9 protein-coding genes and 3 pseudogenes are annotated in these 12,412 nt (G+C 51.1%); 9 read left to right on the top strand and 3 right to left on the bottom strand.

The features are described 5' to 3' along the window. From rplI to DWZ60_RS04050, 3 genes and pseudogenes are all read left to right on the top strand, one after another. A pseudogene (gene rplI, locus DWZ60_RS20625) lies at positions 1-446 on the top strand (50S ribosomal protein L9). Positions 447-450: 4 nt separating this feature from the next. After that, a pseudogene (gene dnaB / locus DWZ60_RS04055) lies at positions 451-1,784 on the top strand (replicative DNA helicase). A 157-nt stretch (positions 1,785-1,941) separates the two neighbouring features. Beyond that, the gene (locus DWZ60_RS04050) at positions 1,942-2,538 is read left to right on the top strand and encodes a MerR family transcriptional regulator (RefSeq protein WP_055220134.1); all 597 of its coding nucleotides are present in this window, start codon (positions 1,942-1,944) and stop codon (positions 2,536-2,538) included. 63 nt (positions 2,539-2,601) lie between these two features. On the opposite strand, the gene DWZ60_RS04045 is transcribed toward DWZ60_RS04050, so the two are convergent. Then, the gene (locus DWZ60_RS04045) at positions 2,602-2,805 is read right to left on the bottom strand and encodes a DUF1858 domain-containing protein (RefSeq protein ID WP_022461615.1); all 204 of its coding nucleotides are present in this window, start codon (positions 2,803-2,805) and stop codon (positions 2,602-2,604) included. A gap of 206 nt (positions 2,806-3,011) precedes the next feature. Between DWZ60_RS04045 and DWZ60_RS04040 the strand changes: the two genes are divergently transcribed. Further along, complete coding sequence (locus DWZ60_RS04040) at positions 3,012-3,182, top strand: DUF362 domain-containing protein (RefSeq protein WP_022461616.1); 171 nt, start codon at positions 3,012-3,014, stop codon at positions 3,180-3,182. 68 nt (positions 3,183-3,250) lie between these two features. Here the strand turns inward: DWZ60_RS04040 and DWZ60_RS04035 are convergent, their stop codons facing one another. Next, positions 3,251-4,000, bottom strand: coding sequence for an adaptor protein MecA (locus DWZ60_RS04035; protein WP_022461617.1), 750 nt, complete (start codon positions 3,998-4,000; stop codon positions 3,251-3,253). Between the two features lie 702 nt (positions 4,001-4,702). Between DWZ60_RS04035 and DWZ60_RS04030 the strand changes: the two genes are divergently transcribed. The 4 genes from DWZ60_RS04030 (at position 4,703) to DWZ60_RS04015 (ending at position 9,516) form a co-directional block, all read left to right on the top strand. After that, positions 4,703-6,403 (top strand): glycosyl hydrolase family 18 protein, encoded by a 1,701-nt coding sequence (locus tag DWZ60_RS04030; RefSeq protein ID WP_055220131.1) that lies wholly within the window; start codon positions 4,703-4,705, stop codon positions 6,401-6,403. Between the two features lie 60 nt (positions 6,404-6,463). After that, positions 6,464-7,471, top strand: coding sequence for a hypothetical protein (locus tag DWZ60_RS04025; protein ID WP_117802329.1), 1,008 nt, complete (start codon positions 6,464-6,466; stop codon positions 7,469-7,471). Positions 7,472-7,553: 82 nt separating this feature from the next. After that, positions 7,554-8,345 (top strand): N-acetylmuramoyl-L-alanine amidase, encoded by a 792-nt coding sequence (locus DWZ60_RS04020; protein ID WP_330410121.1) that lies wholly within the window; start codon positions 7,554-7,556, stop codon positions 8,343-8,345. Then, on the top strand, positions 8,242-9,516 hold the full coding sequence (locus DWZ60_RS04015) for a transglutaminase domain-containing protein (RefSeq protein ID WP_118594799.1): 1,275 nt from the start codon (positions 8,242-8,244) through the stop codon (positions 9,514-9,516). Before DWZ60_RS04020 ends, DWZ60_RS04015 begins: the two co-directional genes overlap by 104 nt. 120 nt (positions 9,517-9,636) lie before the next feature. Here the strand turns inward: DWZ60_RS04015 and DWZ60_RS21080 are convergent. Beyond that, positions 9,637-9,792: pseudogene (locus DWZ60_RS21080) on the bottom strand (electron transfer flavoprotein subunit beta); the annotation flags it as partial. A 144-nt stretch (positions 9,793-9,936) separates the two neighbouring features. On the opposite strand from DWZ60_RS21080, the gene DWZ60_RS04005 reads away from it, so the two are divergent. After that, positions 9,937-12,405, top strand: a complete 2,469-nt coding sequence (locus tag DWZ60_RS04005; RefSeq protein WP_119221291.1) for a methyltransferase domain-containing protein — start codon at positions 9,937-9,939, stop codon at positions 12,403-12,405. Positions 12,406-12,412: the final 7 nt, after the last annotated feature.

The following is a 12,412-nucleotide window of genomic DNA, read 5'->3' as shown; positions in this document are numbered from 1 at the left end:
ATGAAAGTTATCTTACTGGAAGACGTAAAAGCACTTGGTAAAAAAGGACAGACTGTAAACGTAAGTGATGGATATGCAAGAAACATGCTTCTGCCGAAAAAGCTTGGCATCGAGCAACCGCAAAGAACCTGAATGAACTGAAACTGCAGAAAGCACACGAGGACAAAGTGGCAGCAGAGCAGCTTGCCGAGGCACAGGCTTTCGCAAAAGAGATCGAGGAAAAACAGGTTACCGTAGCCATCAAAGTCGGTGAGGGCGGAAAAGTATTCGGAAGTGTATCGGCAAAAGAAATTGCAGAAGCAGCCAAAGAACAGCTTGGATACGACATTGACAAAAAGAAAATGCAGCTTCCGAACCCGATCAAGGTTCTTGGAACGACAGAAGTGCCGATCCGCCTGCATACCAAAGTAACTGCAAAGCTGAAAGTTATCGTAAAAGAAGCATAATTCTATGGAAGAAGCACTGATTAAACGAATCCTTCCGCACAGCATCGAGGCGGAGCAGTCGGTCATCGGTTCCATGCTGATGGGGCGCGAAGCCATCATGGCGGCATCGGAAATCCTGACGAGCGACGATTTTTACCAGCACCAGTACGGCGTCATTTTTGATGCATGGTGGAGCTGTTCAATGAGGGAAAACCGGTCGATCTGGTCACCCTGCAGAACCGCCTGCGTGAAAAGGATGTTCCGCCGGAGATCAGTTCGATGGAGTTTGTCCGCGATCTTTTAAATGCGGTGCCGACTTCGGCGAATGTGCGCCATTATGCGAACATCGTCAGCGAGAAAGCGGTGCTGCGCCGTCTCATTAAGCTGACAGAAGAGATAGAGAATGACTGCTATCTGAACAAAGAGCCGGTGGAAGTCATCATGGAGGAGACGGAAAAGAAGATGTTCCAGTTATTGGGCCAGCGGAATTCCGGAGACTTCATGCCGATCCGCCAGGTTGTCATCAATACGCTGGAGAACATCGAGCGTGCATCGAAGACGAAGGGAAATGTCACGGGTATTCCGACCGGATTCACGGATCTGGACTACAAGACATCGGGTCTGCAGAACTCTGACTTTATCCTGATTGCGGCACGTCCGTCTATGGGTAAAACGGCGTTTGTCCTCAATATTGCGCAGTATATGGCGTTTAAGAAAGACAAAGCCGTTGCGATTTTCAGTCTCGAGATGTCGCGGGAGCAGCTGATGAACCGTCTGCTCTCGATGGAGTCGAAAGTAGATTCCCAGCATCTGAGAACCGGAAACCTGAAAGACGACGAATGGAGCAAGCTGATCGAGAGCGCCGGCATGATCGGTGAATCCCGACTGATGATCGACGATACACCTGGTATCTCGATCGGAGAGATGCGGTCGAAATGCCGCAAATACAAGCTGGAGCACGGTCTTGATATCATCATCATTGACTACCTGCAGCTGATGTCGGGAAGCGGAAAGAGCTCCTCGGAATCGCGTCAGCAGGAGATTTCGGATATCAGCCGTTCCTTAAAAGCACTCGCGAGAGAGCTGAATGTGCCGGTTGTTGCACTGTCCCAGCTTTCCCGGGCTGTTGAGCAGCGTACCGACCACCGTCCGATGCTTTCCGACCTGCGTGAGTCGGGAGCGATCGAGCAGGATGCCGACGTTGTTATGTTTATCTATCGAGATGATTACTATAATAAGGATTCCGAGAATAAGGGAATCGCGGAAATCATCATCGCCAAACAGCGAAACGGCCCGATCGGAACCGTCAATCTGGTCTGGCTGCCGGATTATACGAAATTTGCGAATGCAGAGAGATAAAAGAAAATATTTTATGTGTCAGAACGTGTCGTGGGATAGTCCTGCGGCACGTTCTTTGTGTATAATCGTATGAAATTGTCGGAATATTACGATGAGATTTTCTTGCGGCAGGGGATAACAGATCCTATAATAAAGGGAAGAAGGGAGTGGCTGCCGTATGGAAAATAGAACGTATCTGGTCACGGAGGCGGAGAAGCTGACCGGGGAGAAAGCGCATGTGCTCCGGTACTGGGAGGACGAGCTCGGCATGGAAATCCACCGCAATTCGCTGGGACACCGCTGCTATACTGCGCAGGACATTCAGATTTTTCTGGGAATCCGGGAACTGAAGAAAAAGGGGCTTCACCTGAAAGCGATCCGCGAGCTGATGCCGAAGCTGGTGCAGGCAACGGCGGAGATCAAAGCGTTTCCGGCGGAAGCGGCAGAGACGGCAAAGGAGAAGCCGGATCCGGCAATACCGGGAAAAGCGGACGAAGTGCCGGAGGTGGTTGTCGATCTTCTGCCCGAGCGGGAAGCAGAACAGCTGGCGGACACTGTGATGCGGCAGGAAGAGGAGGAGCGTCAGACGGAGTTTTACCGCGTGCTCGGCCGTCTGCTCGATCAGATGATACAGAAGCGGCGCCAGGAAGAGCGGAGCCGCCGTGTGGATGAGGCGATCCGCCGCCACCAGCAGAGCCGGAGAGAAGCAGCGGCGACGCTGGAGCAGAAAGGAAAACGGACGAAAGCAAAACGGGGCCATCGGAACAATGGGTAAATCGGACAGAAAAAAAGAACGCCTGCGAGAGGCGTTCTTTTTGGATTCACGCGGAAATCCGACTTATTTTGCAGCCAGATAATCGTTGATCTGGTCTTCCAGAACCTGAGCGTCCAGGCCGTGAACCATAGCTGCTTCTTCCAGGGACTCACCCTGTGCAGAAGGGCAGCCGATGCAGTGCATGCCGGCTCCCATCAGGATTCCGATGATATTTGTATCCATTGCGATTAACTCGCCGATTGTCATGTCTTTCGAGATCTTTGCCATCTTAAAGTTCCTCCTTTAAATGTGTATATACCCGTCGTTCCGATTTTGACGGCTATTTTGATTATAGCGTACCCCCGGGGGGAATGCAAGAACAAATTCATAAGATTATAGAATGTTTATAATTTTGTACTTGTATTTCAGGGGGCAATCGTTTACAATGTGGATAGTACCGAAAGGGCCAAAAAATCTACAAGGAGGATAAGATCATGGCATATGTAATCACAGACGAATGTGTAAGCTGCGGAACCTGCGCTGGAGAATGTCCAGTAGAGGCTATCGCTGAGGGAGATTCCCATTACGAAATCAACCCGGATGTATGCGTTGAGTGCGGAACATGCGCAAGCGTATGTCCAACCGAGGCTATCACAGAAGAGTAATTTGTACGGAACGTACAAAAAAGGAAGTCCTTCGCGGACTTCCTTTTTTTATACATACGTTTCAAAACTTACAGAGAAGCCAGCTCCTGCAGAGCATTCTCTTTTACCATTGCATTTCCATGTTCCAGCAGAAATGCTTCAGCGGCCAGGGAGAAGGATTCCTGTCTGCCGTACTCAGAAAGAATGTTGCAGACCTTGTTGAATTCCTCCGGTTTGCAGCCGGACTGGTGCAGAACGAGCTGATAGTTGGCATCTGCCGTGTTCTTATAGAGGGAATTGCTGCCGGTAAAATACTGGTTCAGCGCTTTTGCGGAGCTGATGACATCGTCGAGGGTTGAGAAGTGGAAGGTGCGTACCAGATCCACATTCTTTTCCTCGGATGCTGCAGGCTCTTTTTCGTTTTCCTTCTGTGCCGCTTTCTTTGCGATTTCCTGTGCCTTGTTCTTCACATCGCAGAGCTTGTGGAACAGGTCGATGATGTCGTCCGCGCCGGAATACTGTACCGGTTCCGGTCCGTCCGTATCGTCGCCGGATGGAGCAAATTTGGCGAAGCGGGTGTCGAGCTCCTGTGGGTCCTCGACTCTGGTGATAATGAGGACAATGCTGTCCGGAGCCACCGGAACAGCCTCGACCATGAGCGGGGCATTATCCACATTGAAGCCGAACTGCTGGTTGGCTTCAAGCATCATATCCTGAAACAGGCTGCGGGCCTTTTCCGTGCCGTAAGCCAGTTCGCTGAGCTTTAAATTTCTTTCGGCAAGATCGGCGCTGGTCAGTGTGCAGCGGATCTTGTTATCATTGATTTTTTCTATTTTCATAACTCTCACGTCCTTAATTACTCTTTACTTATATAAATAGGGCTGCTTACGATATAGTATAACACATCACGGAAAGAAGTAAAGAACTTAAGATTTTTTTTACATTTCGCATAATTTTTTCAGAAATGAAGGGATAAACTTTATTTGTAATTCCCCCGGTTTGAAGTATAATGGGAGTTGGGGAAACCTTTGCTTCTGTCCGGAGGGTGCATACTCCGGCCGGAAGCAGGCACAGAAAAAACGGATCGGATAAGAAGGCGTCCCCGCGAAACATGATCATTGAAACTAAAAACAAAAGTATTTCATACGGATCGATGGGGCTTTCTTTTTTGTACGTCACAACTGCAAATAAGCCATGAAACAAACAATCGACAAAACTTTTTAAACAGATTTTCTGAAAAATACCCAATAGCAAAAAGCAAAAAGCAACGATACGTTCGTTACTGTTCAATCAGCAGTGAAACACCTGCTGTTTCGCTGCGTAAGAACATGATTCAGGTGTGAGCAGCCCTCCTTTTGCGAAGCAAAACTTTAAATGAGGGCTGCGAATGTTACAGTTCGCTGGGAACCAGTGAACTGTAACGATACTTTCTGACTCGCATGCGGTTCCCTTGCGCATAACGGTTGCTATTGGGTATTTTTTTTGTTATAATGGGCGCAAGTGGGGAGATCTTCAGAGCGAAGAAAAGGGGAAAAGAACACATGAAGGAGCAACAGAAGAAAAAAGCAGCGCCGGTACTGGTCGTACTGATTCTGATCGTGCTAGTCGGTGCAGCAGGCATTGTTTCATTTTTGATAAACCGATATAAACCCGGAACCGAATACATGGCCGGGAACGAATATTTTAACCTGACAGACGAAAACAGCGTTGCGCTGATCCAGAACGGAGAACTTCTGGAAGAGCAGGCCGTCCTTATCGGAGGAGAGCCGTATGCGGCGTACACATATGTAGAATCCCAGCTGAACAGCTGCTTCTACTGGGATGAAGAAACAAAAGGAATCCTGCTTACAACGAGCGGCGGCGTGCAGACACTGCTTCCGGGCGATGCGGCCGTTGCCAAAACACCGGGCGGACAGCCTGCCGTACAGCAGGAGAGCGACGGAACGGTTTACATTTCGCTGGATGTCGTAAAAGAATACACAGATCTCGACTATGCATATTACAGCGATCCCAACCGTGTTGTAATCCGGAATGAATGGGACGGAGTGGAGCAGGCGACGGTACAGTCAGACACCGCGCAGGTGCGCCAGAAAGGCGGCATCAAGAGTCTGATTCTTGCGGATGTACAGAAGGGTGACACCCTGCTGTATCTGGAAAATCTGGACAACTGGTGCAAAGTCATGACGGCGGACGGCTATACCGGCTACATCCAGACAGAGGATATCTCCGAGCCGGAGGCCATCGAAGCGCGGACGGCAAAGAAAGATTCCTATGAAAGAATTACACGGGATCACAAAATCAATCTGGTCTGGCATCAGAGCACATCGACCGAGTCGAACGACGCGATGGCAGAGATGACAGCAGAAATGACCGGCGTGAACGTGATTTCACCGACCTGGTTTTCCGTGACAGACGAAACCGGTACGATTTCCAGCCTTGCGAGCGCCGATTACGTGAAACTGGCGCATGAAGCGGGACGGGAAGTCTGGGGATTGATTGATAACTTTAATGAAGCATTTGACGAAACAACCGATCTTGCCTACGCATCCGTGCGCAGTAGAATCATTGAGCAGCTGCTCGCCGAGGCAGCATCGTGCGGCATGGACGGCATCAACGTGGATTTCGAGAATCTGAAAGAGGCCGGAATCCCGCATTACCTGCAGTTTCTGCGGGAACTGACGAGCGCGGCGCATGCACAGAATCTTGTGGTGTCGGTCGATACGCCGGTACCGCAGGCTTACACGATGTATTATCAGCGCGGCGAGCAGGCAAGATTTGTGGACTATATGATTGTCATGGCCTATGACGAGCATTTCGCGGGAAGCGAGGAGGCAGGCTCTGTTTCATCCCTCCCGTTCGTACAGCAGGCCGTGGAGGAGATGACGCGGGTGATGCCTGCCGATCAGGTGATCTGCGGAATCCCGTTTTATACCCGTGTCTGGACGGAAAAGTTCGGACAGAGCGCCATTACCAGCGAGGTGCTGGGCATGGATGGCGCCAAAAACTATGCCAAAGAGAATCAGATGACAGAAACCTGGGATGCATCCCTTGGCCAGAATGTGGCAACGGTAGAAACTTCCGATGCCAGATACACGATCTGGATGGAGGATGAGCAGTCCATGGAGGAAAAACTGAAAGTGATCCAAAGTGCCGATCTCGCCGGAGTGGCAGAGTGGAAGCTCGGATTCGAGTGCGCAGACGTCTGGAGTCTGATTTCAAAATATATTGAAACAAACAGTTGACGAGGAGTCCGGGAAGGATAAGGGGAATGATAAAAGCCCGGGCACGAAGGAGGAGTATACATGTCAGAAAACAATCACGAAGAATTATTTAAAACAACGCTGATGGGCGGTTTCGATAAGGACGATGTTATGACGAAAGTGCAGAACCTGAAAGATCAGGCGTATGCCGCTCAGAAGAAACTGGAAGCGAAGATCGAGGAAAAAGAGCAGGAAATCGAGAAGCTGAACCGCAAGATCCGCGAGCGTGAGGATAAAATCGAGGAGCTCGAAAAAAACATTCATGAGAAATACCAGAGCTATATCGACAATTATGACAGCATCAGCGGCCTTGTGTTTGAGGCACAGGTGAAAGCGAAAAAACTGACACAGGAAACAGAGGAGAGCTGCAGAAAGCTAAAAGAAGAGACCGAGGAAGCCTGCCGCCGGAAAACCGAAGAAACGGACGAGTCCTGCCGCGAGAAAACGGAGGAAACGGATGAGGCGTGCTGCAAAAAGAGAGAGGAGACAAACGAGTCCTGCCGGAAACAGCGGGAAGAGACAAAGGAATCCTGTGCAAAGCAGCGCCGCGAGACGAAGGAACAGTGCGAATACATGGTAGAGAGCGCACGTCAGAAGGGCGAGGAACTGGCTGCTGTTTATGAAGAAAAACTGCAGGCCGAAGCAGAAGAAATCCAGAGCCATATGGACGCGGAGCTGCAGAAAGCCAACACCAGATACCAGAAGATTTACGCCGAGATGGAAACCATGACGAGTGTACTCGAGAAGAATCGCAGAATTTTTGAGGAGACCTTTGCCGGCATCGAAAAAATGCGTGAAGAGATGAAACGTTCTGCATCGGAAGTGGAAACCTTCATGAAAGATCCGGTAAAAAGTATCTTTCCCGGAGAAGCAAAAGAAACAGCCGCAGAGCCAGACCGTGAAGATACCGCAGAAGAAGCAGACGAAATCGTCGAAAATTCCGCAGTCATCGATTTCGAAAATGAGCCGGATTATCTCGATGATGACAACGACGAAGAAGAGGATGAAATCCCGAATCGCGCGCATGATGAAGAAGATGAGGAAGAGTAACCGGAAGCAATAAGAGTTGTAACCTGCCCCGCTGCTGCATAAAATGACCAAGAAAGGAAATTTGCAGCAGGGGGCTTTTCATTTGGAAAAAGGGAAAAAACTGGAATGGCTGATGGCGGTGATTCTGCTTTCGGCGGCGTATGTTCTGTCCCGCGAGGGCGCACGGCTGGTGGCAGCACAGAAGGCAGCCACAAAAGTAGTGGTGCTGGACAGCGGCCACGGCGGCGACGATCCCGGCAAAATCGGGGCAAACGGTGTCAAAGAAAAGGACATCAACCTTGCGATTGCCCGTCTGCTGAAAAAGAAGCTGGAAAAGCAGGGAATCCTTGTGGTGATGACGCGGGAAGGGGAGGATGATCTCTCCGATCCGGGAGCCGTGAATGCGAAAGTGCAGGATCTGCAGCGGCGCGTGCAGCTGATTCATAAAAAAAAGCCGGACTGTGTGATCAGCATTCACCAGAACAGCTACCCGGATGCGGCGGTCAAAGGGGCGCAGGTGTTTTATTATACGGATTCAAAAGAAGGCGAAAAACTGGCGCTCTGCATGCAGGCTGCACTGGTCGCGGGGCTCGATCCGGCGAATCACAGGAAAGCCAAGGGAAACAAAACGTATTACATGCTGAAGAAGACAGACGCAGTGCTGGTGATCTGCGAGTGCGGATTCCTCTCAAATCCGGAGGAGGAAGCGCTCCTGAACACAAAGGAGTACCAGAAAAAGGTGGCGGATGCACTGTGTGACGGCGTTTTAACGTATCTGGGAGAAAAGAAGAATGGCAAAGAGAAGACACAGACGAAGACGGAAGAGACCGCTGCGGGCGCTGCTTCCGCTTATGCTTGCCCTGCTGGCGGCTTATCTGGTATTCGGAGAATTTGATGAGAGCGATCCCGCGCAGAACGGAAACGGAGCGGACAGCAGCACTGCTTCACAGACGGCAGACGAAAACAATGGTCTGTCAGAAAATGGCGCAACACAGTTTCAGGCGGAAAATACAGATGAGGAGGAGCTGGCGAAGCGGTATTATTACAGCCAGCTCGATGAAAACAGACAGATGATTTACCGCGAACTGGTGCAGGGAATCGCGGAACACCAGGAAACCATCATCACAAAAGGCGGCGATCCCGATGTGACGGCGGAGGTTTATGGATGGGTCTATATGGATTACCCGGAGTACTGCTGGATCAACGGAGCATCACATGTCACGGGATACGGCGAGCCGAAGAACTACTGCGAGGTAGTTCCAGAATACACGATTCCTGCGGAGGAGATTACAGGACGCCAGACCCAGGTCAAAGGGGCGGGAAATGATTTCTTAAGTGATATCGACCGTTCGATGGATGACTATGGGAAGATCAAGGCTGTCTTTGAAAAATGTATCCGGCAGATTGATTATGTGAAAGATGCGCCGGAGAATCAGACACTCTACAGCGGACTTGTGAACAGACAGACGGTCTGCGCAGGCTATGCCAGAACGTTCCAGTATCTGATGAACCGCCTGGACATCCCGGTCATTTATGTGACGGGAACGACAGACACCGGCGAGGCGCACGGCTGGAATATCGTAAAGTGTGGAGACAATTATTACAACGTCGATGTAACCTGGGGCGATCCGGTATTCGCAGAGGGCGAGAGCGGCGAGTACAATCTGCCGGACGACCTGATCTACTACGATTTTCTCTGCGTTTCCGATGCGGAATTTTCGGACACGCATCAGGCGGATGCGAATCTGCCGCTCCCGGCGTGCAATGCAGATGACCTCGAGTATTACCGCCAGATCGGCCGGTACATGGATACATTTGATGCAAAACAGATTCTGTGGGAAATGGAGACGGATATTGAAGAGACGAAAGAGTATTCCGAATTTAAATTTGCCACCGATGATCTGATGGCACAGGTCATGGAAGCCCGACCGGAGCTTCTCGATAAGGCTTCCGGCTATCTTTGCAGCTATTACGGACTCGGGTCCGTAAAATATACATACAGTGAGGATACGGCGACAAGAAAGCTGATGGTATTCTGGCAATATAAAGGAGAACCGAGTGAATGACGGTTCTCCTTTAAAAATATCCGGAAACAAAATGTCGATCAGCTCGCGCTCGAGAAACTCGATGGTAATCAGGCACGAATAAGGGAGTTCGGAAACCTGGGAAACACTCACAAGATCCTGACGGACGGTGATGGAATGATCCGTGACATCGGTAACCTCTGCGACCCAGGCGGCATGCGGGATCGTCAGATGTTTCGCAATCAAAGGGCCGACCTGCGCGGTATCGCCGTCGGTTGTCTGACGTCCGCAGATAATCAGATCCGCGCCGCCGATCACCTGAATACCCTGCGCCGGCGTTAAGAATATCCCCCGTGGGGGCTTGTGAAAAAGGCCGATTTTTGGTAGAGTAAAGGGATATTTGAGCGGTTGGAGAACGACCGCGCCGGGAAAGTTAAGAAAAAGAAGAAAGAAGCGGAAGATATGGAACAGGAATTATTACAGGAAATTGCCTCCTACTGGGGAACCCGTGCGGAGGGGTATTCTGAGGTCAATGAAAAAGAACTGGCGGGAAGCCAGAGAGAAGCGTGGCTGCATGTATTAGAGGAGCAGTTTCCAGAGAAAAAGAAAGAAGAGATGAAGATTCTCGATATCGGAACCGGCCCGGGATTCTTCCCGATGATTTTGTCGGAGGCAGGTTATACGGTGGCGGCTGTTGACTACACGGAGGAGATGCTGGAAAAGGCGAAAGAGAATCTGGGAAAATATACGAAATACGGTCTGGAGCGCGTGACGCTGCAGCGGATGGATGCACAGAATCTGGAGTTTGCGGATGAGACCTTTGATGTTGTCATTTCCAGAAATCTGACCTGGAATCTGGAAAAGCCGGAGCAGGCATACCAAGAGTGGATGCGTGTCCTGAAACCGGGCGGCGTGTTGCTCAATTTTGATGCGAACTGGTACGGTTATCTCTATGACGAGGAGAAAAAAGAAGCGTACGAGGCAGACCGGAAGAAAGTGGAAGAGCAGCAGCTCGACGACCATTATCTGTGCACGGACATTGACCGCATGGAAAATATTGCGCGCCAGGTGCCGCTCTCTGCGATGGAACGGCCGGCGTGGGATACGAAGTTGCTCGAATCCCTCGGCGTCTGTTCCATCCAGACCGATTCCGAAATCTGGAAGCGCGTCTGGAGCGAGGAAGAGAGACTGAACTATGCATCGACACCGATGTTTCTGGTGCGCGCGGAAAAAAGCGCAGAGCAGTCCTTCCAGCTTGGTGATGTGACCGTACGCCGCGGCGAAAAATATCAGGGGGATATCTCCTTTGCGAATGGGGATATCGTGCTTCCGGGAACGATTATCTGTGGAAAACTTCCGGGAAAAACAATGCTGATCACCGGCGGCGTTCATTCCGGGGAATACGTCGGCATTCAGGCGTGTGTGGAACTGGGAGCGGAGCTTCAGCCGGAAAAAACGGTTGGAACGATCGTGATTTTAAAGGTCTTAAACCGTCCTGCTTTTGAAAACCGTGCGGGCAGTCTCGGACTTTCCGATGGCAAAAACCTGAACCGTGTATTTCCGGGCAATCCAAACGGAACCGAGATGGAGCGGCTGGCGTGGGCCATTACGAAAGAAGTTTATCCGAAGGTGGATTATTATATTGATCTCCACAGCGGCGATGATTTCGAAGCATTGACGCCGTATGTCTATTACGCCGGAAAAGCGGCGCAGGAGGTGACAGAAGTTTCGCGGAAAATGGCGGAGCAGGTGGATGTTCCGTACATGGTGCGTTCCATGGTGTCATCAGGCGGAGCATACAACTACGCGGCGTCCAAGGGCATCGCGAGCATCCTCTTAGAGCGCGGCGGCATGGGAGCCTGGACTTCCGAGGAGGTCAATTCCGACAAGCGTGATGTGCGCAATATCTTAAGCAGCCTCGACATGTATCAGATCCGCCGCGATGTGCGGAACTACGTGCCGATGGAGGTGACGGATGTCTGCTATCAGGCGGCTTCCGAAGACGGCCTCTGGTATCCGGCGGCAAAACCGGGCAATATGGTTGCAGAGGGCGCACTGCTCGGAACGATCCGTGATTATAATGGAAAACTTCGTGAGACGTGCCGTGCCGAGTACACCGGTGTGGTGCTGTACCAGACGGGCAGTCTGCAGGTAACAGAAGGTGGCCCTGTCGTTGCTTACGGAAGAATTGTGCGCGAGCCGGAGTACGACGACCGCAAAGAGCAGATTGTCCATTACTGGGAGAAGCGGAGCGAGAGCTTTTTAGAGCAGAGACGCTCCGAACTTGCGAACCCGATTGCGAAGCGCTGGATGAAAGAGATTGAAAAACAGATCCCGGCGGGAAGACGGTTAAAGATCCTTGATGTGGGCTGCGGAGCCGGATTTTTCTCGATCCTGCTGGCAAAAGAGGGCCACGAGGTCTTCGGCATCGACCTGACACCGGAGATGATTGAGAATGCAATCCAGCTTGCCGAAGAAGAGAATGCCGACTGCTGCTTCCAGGTCATGGACGCGGAAAATCCGATGTTTGCGGATGAAACGTTCGATGTTGTCATTTCCCGAAACCTGACGTGGACGCTGCCGAATGCGGAGCATGCTTACGGCGAGTGGATGCGTGTGCTGAAAACGGGCGGTGTGCTGCTGAACTTCGATGCCAATTACGGAAAAGAAGATGTTGCCGATACGAAGGGACTTCCGGAGGCGCATGCCCATTTCAAGGTTGGAAACGAGATGCTCGAAGAGTGCGAACGGATCAAATCACAGCTCCCGATCAGCCGCAAAAACCGGCCGGCGTACGATGTGGCGGTGCTGTGCGAAAACACAGCGGGAGAAATCCGCATTGATACGAGCCTTGGAAAACGCATTTATCTGGAAAAAGACGAGTTCTATAACCCGGCACCGATGTTTTCGATTTGTGCCGTGAAGCAGTAAAGGAGTA

It is taken from the genome of Blautia sp. AF34-10, from assembly GCF_003477865.1.
Lineage (GTDB): Bacteria > Bacillota > Clostridia > Lachnospirales > Lachnospiraceae > Fusicatenibacter > Fusicatenibacter saccharivorans.
This window is presented reverse-complemented; position numbering and strand designations above follow the sequence as displayed.

Bases quoted from the DNA above. Each gene is read 5' to 3' on its own strand.
- DWZ60_RS04050 (WP_055220134.1), top strand. From the start codon at position 1,942: ATGGAAAATAGAACGTATCTGGTCACGGAGGCGGAGAAGCTGACCGGG.
- DWZ60_RS04045 (WP_022461615.1), bottom strand. From the start codon at position 2,805: ATGGCAAAGATCTCGAAAGACATGACAATCGGCGAGTTAATCGCAATG.
- DWZ60_RS04040 (WP_022461616.1), top strand. From the start codon at position 3,012: ATGGCATATGTAATCACAGACGAATGTGTAAGCTGCGGAACCTGCGCT.
- DWZ60_RS04035 (WP_022461617.1), bottom strand. From the start codon at position 4,000: ATGAAAATAGAAAAAATCAATGATAACAAGATCCGCTGCACACTGACC.
- DWZ60_RS04030 (WP_055220131.1), top strand. From the start codon at position 4,703: ATGAAGGAGCAACAGAAGAAAAAAGCAGCGCCGGTACTGGTCGTACTG.
- DWZ60_RS04025 (WP_117802329.1), top strand. From the start codon at position 6,464: ATGTCAGAAAACAATCACGAAGAATTATTTAAAACAACGCTGATGGGC.
- DWZ60_RS04015 (WP_118594799.1), top strand. From the start codon at position 8,242: ATGGCAAAGAGAAGACACAGACGAAGACGGAAGAGACCGCTGCGGGCG.
- DWZ60_RS04005 (WP_119221291.1), top strand. From the start codon at position 9,937: ATGGAACAGGAATTATTACAGGAAATTGCCTCCTACTGGGGAACCCGT.